We start from the raw sequence: 15,566 nt of genomic DNA, 5'->3' as shown, positions 1-15,566 counted from the left end.
GAAAAAGCGCCATTTTGGTGCTTTTATTGTCTAATTTAAACGTATTTGTAATATTTGTAATATTTTCACAAAGTTTGGGTAATATTTAGGTTGTATGATAGATGTCAGTTGGAAGAAAGGAATATGTAATAACATGACATTTACAAGGAAACAACTAAAACTAACGATTGCAGGATTTTTTGTTACAGCAACGATGCTGATTGCAGGTGTTGTAAGTGCAGATACTTATACTGTAAAACCAGGTGATACGCTATCTGAGATTGCCTTAACCTATCACACAACAGTTGAATCACTTGTTTCATTAAATAAAATTGCCAATCCGAATTTGATTTATGTAGATCAAATTTTGGAATTAGGCAATAGTCAAAATCAGTCTGGTCCTACAAATATCTCTGCGCCGCAAGCTGTTCAAGCAACTCCAGTTCAGCCGGCTCCAGCTGTAACTGTTTCTCCAGTGCCTGTATCGGGCGACGAAGCAGAGGCAAAAGAATGGATTGCACAAAAAGAGTCAGGCGGTAGTTATACTGCTCAAAATGGTATCTATTATGGCCGCTATCAGTTGACGAATACGTATTTGAACGGAGATTATTCTCCTGAAAATCAAGAACGTGTAGCGGATGCTTATGTAGCCAATCGATATGGTTCATGGGCTGCAGCCAAAGGATTTTGGTTGGCAAACGGTTGGTATTAATATCAAGAAAGACCGAAGCTGATTCGGTCTTTTTGCCTGTCTTGAATAAAAGGGAGTGAGGGTAAGCTGAGCTTCTTTAGTCTGTTCCAAAAATGTGTTGAGCGAGGCGTTTTCCAGTTGGTGTAATGGCAAGACCACCTTCGGCTGTTTCACGAAAGGCAGTTGGTAAGCTAGAACCCACTTGGTACATAGCGAGAATAACCTCATCTGCTGGGATTTTCGATTCGATACCTGCGAGTGCCATATCAGCTGCCACAAGTGCGTAGCTAGCTCCCATGGCATTTCGCTTGACGCACGGGACTTCTACAAGACCAGCAACAGGATCGCAAATCAGACCGAGCATATTTTTGATGACAAAGCAAATCGCTTGACTGGCTTGAAAGGCAGATCCACCTGCGGCTAAGGTTAGTGCGGCAGCGGACATGGCAGCAGCAGAACCAACCTCTGCCTGACACCCACCTTCTGCTCCTGAAATAGAAGCATTATTCGCAATCACAAGTCCGAAAGCACCTGCTGTAAAGAGAAAATCAAGTTGTTCTTTTTCAGTTAGTTTCAGTTTATCAATAGCAACTCCGAGGACTGCTGGTAAGCAACCAGCAGATCCAGCTGTGGGTGTTGCACAAACTAAGCCCATTTTGGCATTTAGTTCATTGACGGCAATGGCATTACGCGCAGCAGATAAAATAGTCGAGTCTGAAAGGGTTTTTCCAGACTGGATATAGCGCTCCAGTTTAGCTGCGTCACCTCCAGTTAGTCCAGAGACGGATTTACTTTCTGTCAGACCGTCAATAATAGAAGCTTTCATAACTGTCAAGTTTCTTGACATAAGTGCCACTATTTCTTCTTTTGACCGTCCTGTGAGCTCGATTTCGGTATGAATCATTAGGTCAGAAACACTGCCTGAAAAATGTTCATTGGCTTGTTTTACAAGTTCTTGAATTGTATAAAACATGTTTTTCTCTTTCTAGTTAAAGAAGTTGACATTGTGTAAATGAGGAATTTTTTCAATTTCTTTAATTGAATTGCCACATTGTCTTGAGTCTACTTCGATAATCATAATGGCTTTTTCACCAGCACTCTCACGGGTTACATTCATTTGAGCGATATTGATGTCATATTTAGAGAGAATATCCGTTACTTTGGCAATCATACCGGGTACATCTTGGTGAACAATAATAATAGTGGGAGTATTCATATTAAGATTGACTGCAAATCCATTTAGTTCCGTAACTTGAATATTTCCCCCCCCGATGGAAATCCCAGTTGCAGAAATCGATTTGTGATCATTTTTAATGATAATACGGGTTGTATTCGGATGGGGTGTATTGCTATCTTTATTGATTTTCCAGTAAACCTTAATGCCTTTTTCTCGCGCAATGTCAAGTGAATCTGGAATACGAGGGTCATCAGTATCCATTCCTAAAATACCAGCTACAAGAGCTACATCGGTACCATGTCCCCGATAGGTTTTGGCAAATGAATTATAGAGCTGAAATTCAACCTCGGTTGGTGTTTCGCCAAAGATTGATGAGACAATTTTACCGATGCGGACAGCGCCAGCAGTATGGCTAGATGACGGACCAATCATGACAGGTCCAATAATATCAAATACTGATTGAAATTTTAAATTTGTCATATCTTTTCCTCAATTTTTCTCTTACTTGTATTATATCAAATAACGTTCGGAAAATCTGCTTCTTAATTTTATTTGCTAGAAAATAGACAGGTATGTGGTATAATACTGTCTGTGCTATCTGCACTTCAAAATCGACCTTCAATCGTTTTTTGAAAATAGAGGAGTGTAAAGTAGGTTTACACTCGATTATATTGATGGGAGAATAGATAATGAGTGATAACTCAAAGATACGTGTTGTCGTTGGAATGAGTGGGGGTGTTGATTCCTCTGTCACGGCCCTTTTGCTCAAGGAGCAAGGCTATGATGTGATTGGCATCTTCATGAAAAACTGGGATGACACAGACGAAAATGGTTTTTGTACAGCGACAGAAGATTACAAAGATGTTGCAGCTGTTGCGGATCAAATTGGGATACCTTACTACTCTGTCAACTTTGAAAAAGAGTATTGGGATCGCGTGTTTGAATATTTTCTTGCCGAATACCGGGCAGGACGGACACCAAATCCTGATGTGATGTGTAATAAGGAGATTAAATTCAAAGCCTTTTTAGACTATGCGATGAACTTGGGGGCTGATTATGTGGCGACAGGTCACTATGCACAAGTGAAACGAGATGAGAATGGCCTTGTTCACATGTTGCGTGGGGCTGATAATGGCAAGGATCAGACCTATTTTCTCAGTCAATTATCGCAAGAACAATTGCAGAAAACGATGTTTCCTTTAGGACATTTGCAAAAATCAGAAGTACGTGAAATTGCTGAACGTGCAGGACTTGCCACAGCTAAGAAAAAAGATTCGACTGGGATTTGTTTTATCGGTGAAAAGAACTTTAAAGAATTTCTCAGCCAGTATCTGCCTGCTCAAAAAGGACGCATGATGACAGTTGATGGTCGAGATATGGGGGAACATGCAGGTCTCATGTATTACACCATTGGCCAACGTGGGGGACTTGGTATCGGTGGACAAATTGGTGGGGATAATGCTCCATGGTTTGTTGTTGGAAAAGATTTGTCACAAAATATTTTATATGTGGGACAAGGATTCTATCATGAGTCGTTGATGTCAACTAGCTTGACAGCTAGTCAAGTTCACTTTACACAGGAGAGACCTGAGAATTTTACGCTGGAATGTACAGCAAAATTCCGTTATCGCCAACCAGATTCAAAAGTGACAGTTCATGTGAGGGGAGATAAGGCAGAGGTCATTTTTGATGAGCCACAGAGAGCCATTACCCCTGGTCAAGCAGTTGTCTTTTATAATGGTAATGAGTGCCTAGGTGGCGGAATGATTGATTTTGCTTTTAAGGATGGGCAAGTGTGTCAGTATATTTAGATTGACAAAATTGTCAATTTTATTGCTGGTATTTTTGAATTGACATTCATACTGAATGTGATAAAATGAAAGTATAACAATGCTATGATGGTCAAAGCTCATAGGAATTGGACGTTTTTTGCGTGCAGTTTCTGAGGGTTTTGGCTCTTTTTGTGTAAAATGGTGAATAATTTGAAATTTAGAACAAGAAGTGGCTAACAGATTTTTGGCGTTCGTGCAACAGCACTGATGATAAAACATAACAAACTCTTTCTTTCCTATCGTGATATACGATTGGCGGAGCTATCAAGGTTGGAGAGTCAACAGAAGTTGCAGTAGTTCGAGAGGTAAAAGAAGAACTAGGGATTGATGTAGCAGTCAAGCAATTCGCTTTTATTGTTGAAAGTGAGTTTACAGTAGTTGACACGAAAGAGCCAGTCAATTTTCACAATGTTAAGTTTCACTATATCGTTGAACCAATGGAAGAAACGCCAAAAAATATGACAGAAGAAGGAGATGCTTTACCATGCTACTGGATGGAGGTTGACAACCTTGTAAACATTGATATCGTTCCTGATTTTTTGAAAATACACTTACGAAATTGGTCAGGGACGATTGAACAGATTCGATAAAAGGAGATTAGGAAATGACATATACCTTTACTGAAGAATATGATGTAATTGTAATTGGAGCCGGACATGCTGGGGTAGAAGCAGGTCTTGCAACTAGTCGTATGGGCTGTAAAACCTTGCTTGCAACGATAAATTTGGATATGGTGGCTTTTATGCCTTGTAATCCGTCTATTGGTGGATCGGCTAAGGGGATTGTAGTCCGTGAGATTGATGCTCTTGGTGGAGAAATGGGGCGCAATATTGATAAGACCTATATTCAAATGAAAATGTTGAATACAGGAAAAGGTCCTGCTGTACGTGCTCTTCGTGCCCAGGCTGATAAGGCCAAATACTCGCTAGAGATGAAGCGAACGGTTGAAAGACAGGAAAATTTGACATTACGCCAGACCATGATTGATGAAATTTTGGTAGAAGATGATCGAGTTGTTGGTGTTCGGACAGCGACCAATCAGTATTTTGCGGCAAAGGCAGTCATTGTAACAACAGGTACGGCTTTGCGTGGGGAGATTATCATCGGTGACTTAAAATATTCCTCAGGACCAAATAATAGCTTGGCTTCTGTTACTTTAGCAGATAACTTAAAAGAATTGGGACTTGAAATTGGGCGCTTTAAAACAGGAACTCCTCCCCGTGTTAATGCAAGAACAGTAGACTATACTGCAACAGAAATTCAACCTGGAGACGAGAAGCCCAATCATTTTTCTTTTTTATCCAAAGATGAGGATTATCTGCAAGACCAGATTCCATGCTGGTTAACTTATACCAATGCACGCAGTCATGAGATTATCAATAGTAATTTGCACCGTGCACCGATGTTCTCAGGTGTAGTTAAGGGGGTAGGTCCACGCTATTGTCCATCTATTGAGGATAAAATCGTGCGCTTTGCAGACAAGGAACGGCATCAGTTATTTTTAGAACCAGAGGGGCGTGATACGGATGAGATTTATATCCAAGGTTTATCAACGAGCCTTCCAGAAGATGTCCAAAAAGAATTGGTACATTCTATCAAAGGACTAGAGAATGCTGAAATGATGCGAACAGGGTATGCAATTGAGTACGATATGGTTATGCCTCATCAATTGCGGGCGACTCTTGAAACCAAAAAAATCTCAGGTCTGTTTACTGCTGGACAAACTAATGGGACTTCAGGCTATGAAGAAGCCGCAGGTCAGGGAATTATCGCAGGAATTAATGCGGCGTTGAAAGTACAGGGCAAGCCAGAGTTAATTTTGAAGCGTAGTGATGGCTATATTGGCGTGATGATTGATGACCTAGTGACCAAAGGAACAGTTGAGCCTTATCGCCTCTTGACGAGTCGGGCAGAATATCGTTTAATTTTGCGCCATGACAATGCAGATATGCGTTTGACAGAAATTGGGCGCCAGGTTGGTTTGGTCGATGATGAGCGTTATCAGGTCTTTCAGATTCACAAGAACCAGTTCGAAAATGAAATGGCGCGGTTGGATTCAATCAAGTTAAAACCTGTCAAGGAAACCAATGAGAAGGTTGTCGCGATGGGCTTTAAACCGCTGACAGATGCGTTGACTGCAAAAGAATTTATGAGAAGACCTGAAATCACCTATGCGGATGTCCTTCAATTTGTTGGTCCAGCTGTTGAGGAACTGTCTGATAAGACCATTGAATTGATTGAAACCGAGGTGAAATATGAGGGCTATATTACTAAAGCCTTGGACCAGGTTGAAAAAATGAAACGGATGGAAGAAAAACGGATTCCAGCAGATATTGATTGGGATGATATTGATTCCATTGCGACCGAAGCACGTCAGAAATTCAAGTTGATTTCTCCAGAAACAATTGGACAAGCTAGCCGTATTTCAGGGGTCAATCCGGCAGATATTTCAATCCTCATGGTTTATCTAGAAGGGCGTAGTCGCTCCATTTCAAAGACTAATGCAAAAAATAATGACTAAAGGCTGGGCATTTGTCTGGTCTTTTTGTAAATCTTTTGTGGAAATAGAAGCTAGCATTTTCAGCGGTTTTATGGTAGAATGGCAAGCAGAGGTTAGTGATGAAAAAATTTCGATTTTCAACGATTCATTTTGTGATGATTGGGATCATTCTCTTTGGATTATTAGCTTTAGTACAAAGTTTATACCCTACATCTACAATCACCTATTTATCCATTTTTATCGCCTTATTCTTACTTGTTCTGTTGTTTATTTTTCAACAACATTCCTATGAAGTGAGTGAAGTGGAACAGATTGAGTATCTAAATGCTCAGGCTGATTCTGGTCTGATGCGCTTATTGGCCCATATGCCAGTTGGTGTGATTAAAATCTCAGAAGACAATCAAGTAGAGTGGTTTAACCCTTATGCAGAACTTCTATTTGTCAAGGAAGATGGTGAGTTTGATCAACGAAAACTGCGGGAAATGATTGACGTTGGTCTTGATGAGGATAGGACTTATGTAACAATTGCTGACAAACGTTATGCAGTCTACGTAGATTTTGAACAAGGAATCTTCTACTTTTTTGATGCGTCAACAGAATATTATGCTACTTCAAATTTGATTGGTAGTCGGCCTGCTATTGGGATTATTTCTGTCGATAATTATGATGAGTTAGAAGATATTTATTCCGATTCTCAGATTAGCCAAATCAATAGCTTTTTAGCACAATTTGTATCTGATTTCGCAAACGAGAATGGGATTTACTACCGTCGTGGAACCATGGATCGTTTCTACTTCTTTACAGATTATGCGGTTTTGGAAGGATTAATTGAAGATAAATTTTCGGTTATCAATCGGTTTCGTGAAGAAGCAAAACAGATGGAGTTGGCCTTGACCCTAAGTATAGGAATTGCTTATGGAGCTAGTAATCATCAGCAAATCGGTCAGGTTGCGTTACAAAATCTCAATATGGCTGAAGTTCGGGGCGGGGATCAAGTTGTTGTCAAAGAAAATGATGAGAGCAAACAGCCGCTCTTTTTCGGCGGTGGCTCTGCTTCTGCTGTTAAACGGACACGAACGCGTACACGTGCGATGATGACGGCTGTTTCGGACAAATTGAAAATGGTGGATAAGGTCTTTGTGGTGGGACATCGCAACTTGGATATGGATGCCTTGGGTTCTGCTGTTGGAATGCAGTATTTTGCACAAAATATCATGAACAATGCCTACACTGTCTACAATCCACAGGAAATGTCAGCTGATATTGAGCGAGCAATCCAGCGATTGGCTCATGAAAATTGCTCGAATTTATTGACGGTAGAGGAAGCCAAGAAGCAGGTGACTTCTCAATCGCTTCTCATTATGGTCGATCATTCTAAGATTGGTTTGACCTTGTCAAAAGAATTTTATGAGTTGTTTAGCCAGGTTGTAGTGGTTGATCATCACCGTCGTGATGCAGATTTCCCAGAAAATGCAGTCTTGACCTATATTGAGAGTGGCGCTAGTTCAGCGAGTGAATTAGTGACAGAATTGATTCAATTCCAAAATGATAAGCACCATAAAATCAACCGTCTTCAATCTAGTCTACTGATGGCAGGAATTATGCTCGATACAAAGAACTTTACAGCTCGAGTAACGAGTCGAACATTTGATGTGGCAAGTTACCTCAGAAATCGTGGTAGTGATAGTTCAGAAATTCAGCAGATTGCGGCAACGGATTTCAACGAATACCGCCAAATCAACGAATTGATTTTAAGAGGACAAAAGATTTCAGACCATATTGTTTTGGTTTGTGGCGATGAACAAATTGCCTATGATACGATTGTCCCAAGTAAGGCAGCGGATACGATTTTAGGGATGGCAGGGATTGAAGCAGTCTTTGTTGTCACAAAAAATGTCAATGATTATATCGCTATTTCAGCTCGTAGCCGCAGTAAGGTGAACGTACAGCGAATCATGGAAGAAATGGGTGGAGGCGGTCATTTTAATCTTGCAGCAGCCCAAGTGCATTATGAATCACTTGATCAAGTTCAAATAAAATTACAGCAAGTGATTGAAGAGGAATTAAAAGAAGCATAGGAGGAATCCACATGAAAGTTATTTTTTTAGCAGATGTAAAAGGAAAAGGTAAAAAAGGAGAAATTAAGGAAGTTCCAACCGGATACGCCCAAAATTTCTTGATTAAGAAAAATCTTGCCAAGGAAGCAACTAATCAAGCCATTAGTGAATTACGTGGTAAACAAAAATCGCAAGAAAAAGCCCATGCTGAGATGTTAGCAGAAGCAGAAACGATTAAGGCGAGATTAGCTGAAGAGAAGACACTTGTTTCCTTTATTGAAAAAGTTGGTCCAGACGGTCGTACGTTTGGCTCTATCACGAGCAAGAAAATTGCTGAGGAGTTGGAAAAACAATTCGGTATTAAGATAGACAAGCGGAATATCCAGTTGGATCATCCAATTCGTGCGGTTGGCTTGATCGATGTTCCTGTGAAAATTTATCAAGATGTGACAGGTGTTATTAACTTAAGCATTAAGGAAGCCTAAGTAAATTGTAGTAGAGATGGGGGGTGAGAATCTTGGCAGAATTGGATGAACTGCGTGTACAACCTCAAGATATTTTGGCAGAACAGTCTGTTCTTGGTGCAATTTTTATCGATGAGGGAAAATTAGTTTTCGTTCGCGAATATATTGAAGCAGACGATTTCTTCAAATACGCCCACCAGCTGATTTTCAAAGCAATGATTGCCTTGTCGGATCGTCATGAAGCGATTGATGCGACCACCATGCGGAATTATCTAGCTAATCATGGGGACTTGGAAAATATTGGCGGTCTCAGTTATTTGGCAGAAGTAATCAATTCTGTACCAACTTCTGCGAATGCGGAATATTATGCCAAGATTGTTGCCGAAAAATCAAATTTACGAAAGCTGATTTCGAGTCTGACGGATTCGATTAATCAAGCCTATGATGGGGCAGATGAGTCAGATGAGATTATTGCGCGTGCTGAAAAGGCCTTAATTGATGTCAGCGAGGGCGCAAGCCGTAGCGGGTTTAAGCAGATTGAGGATATTTTACATATTAACTTTGAAAATTTGGAAAAACGCTCGCAACAAACGTCTGATATTACAGGAATTGCGACGGGTTATCCAGCCTTGGATGCGATGACAACAGGTTTGCATGAAGAAGAGTTGATTATTTTGGCGGCGCGTCCAGCGGTCGGAAAGACGGCCTTTGCCTTAAATATTGCACAAAATATTGGTACCAAACTAGGATTGACGGTTGCTATCTTTTCCCTAGAAATGGGGGCTGAAAGTCTCGTTGACCGGATGTTAGCAGCAGAAGGCATGATTAACTCCCGTTCGATTCGTACAGGTCATTTGACTGATGAAGAATGGCAAAAATTGACCATGGCACAGGCAAATTTGGCCAATGCGAGTATCTATATTGATGATACGCCAGGTATTAAGATTACTGAAATTCGCTCTCGTTCTCGGAAATTAGCGCAAGAAACAGGCAATCTCGGCTTGATTTTGATTGACTATTTGCAGTTGATTACAGGCACCGGTCGGGAAAATCGTCAACAGGAAGTTTCTGAAATTTCTCGCCAATTGAAGATTTTGGCTAAAGAGCTGAAAGTGCCTGTTATTGCGCTTAGTCAGCTATCGCGTGGTGTGGAACAGCGTCAAGATAAGCGTCCAGTCTTGTCTGATATTCGGGAGTCTGGTTCGATCGAGCAGGATGCAGATATTGTAGCCTTCCTTTATCGTGATGATTATTATGAACGGGGAGGTCAAGAAGAGGGGGGAATTCCAAATGATACTGTTGAAGTCATCATTGAAAAAAACCGTTCAGGAGCACGTGGAACGGTTGAACTGATGTTTAAAAAAGAATACAATAAATTTTCAAGTATTTCCAAGAGAGAGGATGGATAAGAATGAGTGATGCATTTACAGATGTTGCTAAGATGAAGCAAATCAAAGAAGATATTAAAAACCATGAAGGGCAAGTTGTTGAATTAACCCTTGAAAATGGCCGAAAACGGGAGAAAAATAAGCAAGGTCGAATTACAGAGGTGTACCAATCCCTCTTTATCGTAGAATACGAAGATCCGAACAATACCTATGTAGAATCCTATACCTATTCTGATGTGTTAACAGAAAAGATTTTGATTCATTATTTGGATTAGTAGAATAAAACATCACGACAAACGCATGAAGAAAATATCGCTTTCAGATACCGATTTTTCATAAAAAGTTATATGTTTAACTCTGAAATTTTGTTATAATGTAAATGAAAAAGAGGATGATCCGGTGTGCGTATGTAAATGTTGTGAAAATATTTTGAAGAAATGCATGTAGCTAGAAAATGGTTACATGCATTTTCTTCATGCGTACGTCGTGAATAAAACATGCAAAAGGCTTTACAAAGCCTTTTTTCTATGATATACTATCCCTTGTGTGAAATAGCAGCAGAGGAATATGAAGCTCGTCAACAGGTACTTTGCAATAGAAGTAACCTTAGCTGTGTAGGCGAAGGGTACCTGCACGAATCAGGATTTCTCAAAGACTATTTCCATAAAAAATTTATTTTATGGAGGACATTCTTATGTCACGTTATACAGGACCATCTTGGAAACAAGCTCGTCGTCTTGGTTTGTCACTTACAGGTACAGGTAAAGAACTTGCTCGTCGTAACTACGTACCAGGTCAACATGGACCAAACAACCGCAGCAAATTGTCAGAATACGGTTTGCAATTGGCTGAAAAACAAAAACTTCGTTTCTCTTACGGTGTGGGTGAGAAGCAATTCCGTAACTTGTTCGTACAAGCTACAAAAATCAAAGGCGGAATCCTTGGTTTTAACTTCATGCTTCTTCTTGAGCGTCGTTTGGACAACGTTGTTTACCGTTTAGGTCTTGCAACTACTCGTCGTCAAGCACGTCAATTTGTAAACCACGGTCATATCCTTGTTGACGGAAAACGCGTTGACATTCCTAGCTACCGTGTTGAAGTAGGTCAAGTGATTTCAGTTCGTGAAAAATCATTGAAAGTACCTGCAATCCTTGAAGCAGTTGAAGCAACTCTTGGACGTCCAGCATTCGTATCATTCGATGCTGATAAATTAGAAGGTTCATTAACTCGCCTTCCAGAACGCGACGAAATCAACCCAGAAATTAACGAAGCACTTGTCGTTGAATTCTACAACAAAATGCTTTAATTTTAAGAATTATCTTACAGAAAGCCTACGCAAGTGGGTTTTTTTGTTTTATATGAAAATGAAAATCAATTTATTTGTGAAAATAATTACAAAATCTATTGCAACCGATTGGTAAATAGGGTAAAATAATACGGTAACTTAAAAAAAGGAGAAGGTTTAATATGAAGAAGAAAGTTTGGCTAGGTGCCTTACTAAGTTTGTTCGCTGCTGTTTTCTTGATTGCTTGTGGAAGTAAATCAACCAATACAGCAGAATCGTCAACCCCTGCTTCATCTTCTAAAGAAGAAGCTGTTTCAGGAGCATCAGAGAAGGTCTATACAGATCCGTCAGAATTAAAAGACAGCTATGATGTGGTTGTTATCGGTTCAGGTGGTGCGGGTATGGCTGCAGCAGTTTCTGCTCACGATGCAGGTGCAAGCGTAGCTGTCCTTGAGAAAATGGGAGAAGTAGGTGGAAATACTGCAAAATCATCTGCAGGTATGAATGCTTCTCAAACAAAATTCCAAGATAAAGAGGGAATCAACGATTCAAACGATAAATTCTACGAAGAAACCCTTAAAGGTGGTGGCGGAACAAACGATCCAGAATTGCTTCGCTATTTAGTAGATAACTCAGCCTCTGCAATCGACTGGTTAGATGGTATGGGTATTACTCTTAGCAACATTACAACAACTGGTGGTATGAGTGAAAAACGAACTCACCGTCCAGCAGATGGTTCAGCGGTCGGTGGTTACCTTGTAACTGGTCTTTATCACAATCTGACAGAGCGCAAGATTCCAATGTTCGTCAATGCTGATGTGACAAATCTTGAAGAAAAAGACGGTAAGATTTCAGGCGTTGAAGTTAAAATTGATGGCAAAACTAAGAAAGTTGCAGCTAAAGCGGTTGTGATTGCAACAGGTGGTTTCGGTGCTGATTTAGAAAAAGTTGCCCAATTGAATCCAAAACTAAAAGGTTATGTAACAACGAACCAACCAGGATCAACAGGTGATGGTATTGCTCTTGCAGAAGCAAAGGGTGCTGCAACAGTTGATATGGAACAAATCCAAATTCACCCAACGGTTGAGCAAGAAAAATCGTACTTGATTACAGAAGCTATTCGTGGAGAAGGTGCTATTTTGGTGAATGCAAAAGGTGAGCGTTTCTTCAATGAATTGGAAACTCGTGATAAAGTTTCTGCAGCAATCAATGGTTTAGAGCCAAACTATGCTTACGTGGTGTTTGATTCAGCCTTGAAAGACCGCGTAAAAGCAATTGCTCAATATGAGAAAAAAGGTCTTGTGAAATCAGGTGAAACACTTGCAGATTTGGCAAAAGCAATTGATGTTCCAGCAGATGCCTTACAAACAACCTTGGATACATGGAACAAGGCTGTTGCAGATAAAAGTGATGCAGCATTTGGTCGTTCAAGCGGTATGGATCATGCTTTAGATAAAGCTCCTTACTATGCAATCAAAATTGCACCGGGAGTACACCACACAATGGGTGGTCTTAAAATTAACACCAATACAGAAGTATTGAACAAAGAAGGTCAGGCAATTCCAGGTCTTTACGCAGCTGGAGAAGTAACAGGTGGTGTTCACGGTAAAAACCGTATCGGTGGTAATGCCGTTGCAGATATTATCGTATTTGGTCGCCAAGCTGGTGAACAATCTGCGAAATTTGTGAAAAAATAATCTAGTGAATAAGGAGGTTGAGGCTCGTTCTCAGCCTCTTATTTTTTATCGAGTATAAAGTTTTCTTTCCTATAAAATCCAATTCATCTATTGAATCATGCTAGGCTTCTTCAAAAAATAGCAGAAGATGGTATAATAAGAAAGAGAATGGAGGAGGTTGTATGAAGAAGCGTTATTGGCTTTATTTAGTGTGTTTAGGGGCATTGATTGGCTATTTTTTGATGCCCAAACAAGTGCATCAAGCTTCTTATTTAGCAAAAGAGTGGACTGAATCTGAGCAAATTTGGATTGTAACCGATATGCATTACCTATCTCCAAGTCTGCACGATAATGGTAAGGCTTTTTCCATTATTCAAAACACAGCAGCAGGAAAAGATGTCCGCTATAGTAAGGAAAGAATGGATGCCTTGGTGGCTCAAGTGAAGAAAGAGAAGCCTAAGTTACTCCTTGTTAGTGGGGATTTGAGCCTAAATGGTGAAAAAAAGAGTATGGAAGACTTGGCAGAACAGTTCAACGTAATGGAAGCTGTTGGTACAGAAGTATTGGTTATTCCAGGAAATCATGATATTGCCAGTGGTTGGGCGCGTGAATTTAAGGATGAGAATCAGGTTAAGACAGCACAAGTCACCAAACAGGACTTTGAAAAAATCTTTACAGATTTTGGTTATGCCCAGGCCAGTCAACGGGATAAATCTTCTCTTAGTTATATGGCAAAGCCCTTTACAAATCTTTGGTTATTGATGATTGATAGTAATATCTATGCCGACGGTCTAGGAAAGGGTGCTCCTGCGACGAATGGGCGATTGAAAAAGGAAACGTTGACCTGGATAACTTCCCAATTGCAGGAGGCTAGGGAAGCGGGAGTTCAGGTGATTCCGATTATGCACCATAATGTCTTGGACCAGCACGCTACGCCGACGAGTGGATTTACACTGGATAATGCTGTTGATTTGCGAGAATTGTATGATCAGTATGGTATTACACTAACCTTTTCTGGTCATATTCATACCCAGCACATCACTCAATCAACAGGAAAACAATCGCAGCTTATAGAGGTTGTAAATGGCGCTTTTTCTATGTATCCTATGACCATTGGTCGTCTATCTTTAAAAGAGAATCGTCTCATTTATCAACAAACCAGACTTGATGTTGACTTGTGGAAAAACAATGCGAATCCTGATTTAGCAGATCATCAAAAATATTTAATGGATGTCTTTCAACGGTCAAGTGACATTATGGTTCATACTGCCTTACATGATGATGCAGCTTATGACCGGCAATTGGCAGATCAACTGTCAGACATTATGACACCGCTCAATCTTGCCTTTTTTTCAGGTGAACGTTTGACGGAGGAATGGTTTGAAGAAAAAATCTATCAACACCCAGCTTATGCAACTCTCTTGAAACAAGAACCTCAAAGTAGATTGGTAGATCATATAGACATGATGATAGATGAAATGAAAGAGGGAGCTGTTGATCATGTAGAAATCGAATGGAAGCAGAAAAAGCCCGATTAGGGCTTTCAGCTTGAAGAAAAAGTCTTTTTATTGCTACCGTCCTCATGTGCTTTCGGACATCAGCGACTTCCTTCGGAGTAAAATTTAGCCCGAGCCCAGAAACAAAGGAGCGAGGATAATCGATTTCAACGAAATCACGACTTCTGTCTCACTCCCACTTTTAGCACGGCGGAGGTGGCGGTATTGTGCTCGCTACGCTCGCAAATTTTCTAACCTTAAAACTACAGAAATTTAAATATCATTGTAATGTTTTTCTGAATTGTGCGGTTGAAAGCCCGATTAGGGCTTTTTGACTAGGATAGTAAGCTCGGTAACAATCAGTTTTTCCTGTTGTTAATTTACCTTGCTTCAACAGTCCAGCGGACTGTTGAAGATTGGAAATAAGGATTATGAAATAATCCTCAGCTTGAAGAAAAAGTCCATTTTTGGCAATTTTCTTCAAGCTTTTTTCTTTTACTTGAGAAATAAAAAACTCTTAATAATACCGCTATATCAGTATTTTTAAGAGTTGCTTCAAGATGATATCCACACTTTGAATTTGCTACTTTTCTGTCGCTTAGAGGGTTTGTCTACGTTCTTAAGGATTATGAAATAATCCTCAGCTCCCCTCGGTTACCCTGCGGTTTTTAGGACACAAGCTACGCTAGTTTTATCTATCACCTTCCACAATTCTCAATTGTGGAACCTAGTCAGATGTTGATTTTTATAGAGTATACCACACATTTCTGAACGATTGGGGAGATTTTTTCCTCCCCCATTTTCAATTGTCTTCAGTTTTTGGTATTAATCAGATTTTATAAAGTAGTATACTCATTGACATTCAAAAATAACCAACGGATCCACCATTTATACCCTTAAAAAATAGAAATTGGTTGCATTGACAATGTTAGGAGAGTGATGATGTCAGCTTGGAAGTACAGTAAGTCGAAGGTGTTTAAATATGGATATTTTAGCAATGAAACTCCGAGGGAGATTGCTT

General features: G+C 40.1%; 13 protein-coding genes and 1 pseudogene. 12 read left to right on the top strand and 2 right to left on the bottom strand.

Annotated features, from left to right (window positions below):
* The first annotated feature begins 133 nt into the window (after nt 1-133).
* On the top strand, nt 134-691 hold the full coding sequence (apf, locus tag J5M87_RS09655) for an aggregation-promoting factor (RefSeq protein ID WP_154607638.1): 558 nt from the start codon (nt 134-136) through the stop codon (nt 689-691).
* 76 nt (nt 692-767) lie between these two features.
* Here the strand turns inward: apf and sdaAA are convergent, their stop codons facing one another.
* Nucleotides 768-1,643: an L-serine ammonia-lyase, iron-sulfur-dependent, subunit alpha gene (gene sdaAA, locus J5M87_RS09650; RefSeq protein ID WP_154607637.1), complete on the bottom strand. Its 876-nt coding sequence runs from the start codon at nt 1,641-1,643 to the stop codon at nt 768-770.
* A 12-nt stretch (nt 1,644-1,655) separates the two neighbouring features.
* The gene (sdaAB, locus tag J5M87_RS09645) at nt 1,656-2,327 is read right to left on the bottom strand and encodes an L-serine ammonia-lyase, iron-sulfur-dependent subunit beta (RefSeq protein ID WP_154607636.1); all 672 of its coding nucleotides are present in this window, start codon (nt 2,325-2,327) and stop codon (nt 1,656-1,658) included.
* A gap of 209 nt (nt 2,328-2,536) precedes the next feature.
* Here sdaAB and mnmA point away from each other — a divergent pair, with 209 nt between their 5' ends.
* The 11 genes and pseudogenes from mnmA (at nt 2,537) to J5M87_RS09595 (ending at nt 14,587) form a co-directional block, all read left to right on the top strand.
* Nucleotides 2,537-3,658, top strand: a complete 1,122-nt coding sequence (gene mnmA, locus J5M87_RS09640; protein WP_154607635.1) for a tRNA 2-thiouridine(34) synthase MnmA — start codon at nt 2,537-2,539, stop codon at nt 3,656-3,658.
* A gap of 272 nt (nt 3,659-3,930) precedes the next feature.
* A pseudogene (locus tag J5M87_RS09885) lies at nt 3,931-4,137 on the top strand (NUDIX domain-containing protein); the annotation flags it as partial.
* A complete protein-coding gene (locus J5M87_RS09880) occupies nt 4,138-4,269 on the top strand; it encodes an NUDIX hydrolase (protein ID WP_326830639.1) in 132 nt (43 codons plus the stop codon).
* A gap of 14 nt (nt 4,270-4,283) precedes the next feature.
* A complete protein-coding gene (mnmG, locus tag J5M87_RS09630; RefSeq protein WP_154607634.1) occupies nt 4,284-6,200 on the top strand; it encodes a tRNA uridine-5-carboxymethylaminomethyl(34) synthesis enzyme MnmG in 1,917 nt (638 codons plus the stop codon).
* Between the two features lie 98 nt (nt 6,201-6,298).
* Nucleotides 6,299-8,257, top strand: a complete 1,959-nt coding sequence (locus J5M87_RS09625; protein WP_154607633.1) for a DHH family phosphoesterase — start codon at nt 6,299-6,301, stop codon at nt 8,255-8,257.
* Nucleotides 8,258-8,268: 11 nt separating this feature from the next.
* Complete coding sequence (gene rplI, locus J5M87_RS09620) at nt 8,269-8,721, top strand: 50S ribosomal protein L9 (protein WP_154607632.1); 453 nt, start codon at nt 8,269-8,271, stop codon at nt 8,719-8,721.
* Between the two features lie 32 nt (nt 8,722-8,753).
* Nucleotides 8,754-10,109 carry a replicative DNA helicase gene (gene dnaB, locus J5M87_RS09615; protein ID WP_154607631.1) on the top strand — a complete coding sequence of 452 codons (1,356 nt, stop codon included), beginning with the start codon at nt 8,754-8,756 and terminating at the stop codon, nt 10,107-10,109.
* 2 nt (nt 10,110-10,111) lie between these two features.
* Nucleotides 10,112-10,363 carry a Veg family protein gene (locus J5M87_RS09610; RefSeq protein WP_067087450.1) on the top strand — a complete coding sequence of 84 codons (252 nt, stop codon included), beginning with the start codon at nt 10,112-10,114 and terminating at the stop codon, nt 10,361-10,363.
* Between the two features lie 419 nt (nt 10,364-10,782).
* Complete coding sequence (rpsD, locus tag J5M87_RS09605) at nt 10,783-11,394, top strand: 30S ribosomal protein S4 (protein WP_067087439.1); 612 nt, start codon at nt 10,783-10,785, stop codon at nt 11,392-11,394.
* Nucleotides 11,395-11,555: 161 nt separating this feature from the next.
* Nucleotides 11,556-13,070 carry a flavocytochrome c gene (locus J5M87_RS09600; protein ID WP_154607630.1) on the top strand — a complete coding sequence of 505 codons (1,515 nt, stop codon included), beginning with the start codon at nt 11,556-11,558 and terminating at the stop codon, nt 13,068-13,070.
* Between the two features lie 161 nt (nt 13,071-13,231).
* Nucleotides 13,232-14,587 (top strand): metallophosphoesterase, encoded by a 1,356-nt coding sequence (locus tag J5M87_RS09595; protein WP_154607629.1) that lies wholly within the window; start codon nt 13,232-13,234, stop codon nt 14,585-14,587.
* Nucleotides 14,588-15,566: the final 979 nt, after the last annotated feature.

Source organism: Streptococcus sp. zg-86 (assembly GCF_017639855.1).
Taxonomy (GTDB): Bacteria; Bacillota; Bacilli; order Lactobacillales; family Streptococcaceae; genus Streptococcus; species Streptococcus zhangguiae.
This window is presented reverse-complemented; position numbering and strand designations above follow the sequence as displayed.

Excerpts from the sequence above, each read along its gene's own strand:
- apf (WP_154607638.1), top strand. The coding sequence starts at position 134 with ATGACATTTACAAGGAAACAACTAAAACTAACGATTGCAGGATTTTTT.
- sdaAA (WP_154607637.1), bottom strand. The coding sequence starts at position 1,643 with ATGTTTTATACAATTCAAGAACTTGTAAAACAAGCCAATGAACATTTT.
- sdaAB (WP_154607636.1), bottom strand. The coding sequence starts at position 2,327 with ATGACAAATTTAAAATTTCAATCAGTATTTGATATTATTGGACCTGTC.
- mnmA (WP_154607635.1), top strand. The coding sequence starts at position 2,537 with ATGAGTGATAACTCAAAGATACGTGTTGTCGTTGGAATGAGTGGGGGT.
- J5M87_RS09880 (WP_326830639.1), top strand. The coding sequence starts at position 4,138 with ATGACAGAAGAAGGAGATGCTTTACCATGCTACTGGATGGAGGTTGAC.
- mnmG (WP_154607634.1), top strand. The coding sequence starts at position 4,284 with ATGACATATACCTTTACTGAAGAATATGATGTAATTGTAATTGGAGCC.
- J5M87_RS09625 (WP_154607633.1), top strand. The coding sequence starts at position 6,299 with ATGAAAAAATTTCGATTTTCAACGATTCATTTTGTGATGATTGGGATC.
- rplI (WP_154607632.1), top strand. The coding sequence starts at position 8,269 with ATGAAAGTTATTTTTTTAGCAGATGTAAAAGGAAAAGGTAAAAAAGGA.
- J5M87_RS09610 (WP_067087450.1), top strand. The coding sequence starts at position 10,112 with ATGAGTGATGCATTTACAGATGTTGCTAAGATGAAGCAAATCAAAGAA.
- rpsD (WP_067087439.1), top strand. The coding sequence starts at position 10,783 with ATGTCACGTTATACAGGACCATCTTGGAAACAAGCTCGTCGTCTTGGT.
- J5M87_RS09600 (WP_154607630.1), top strand. The coding sequence starts at position 11,556 with ATGAAGAAGAAAGTTTGGCTAGGTGCCTTACTAAGTTTGTTCGCTGCT.
- J5M87_RS09595 (WP_154607629.1), top strand. The coding sequence starts at position 13,232 with ATGAAGAAGCGTTATTGGCTTTATTTAGTGTGTTTAGGGGCATTGATT.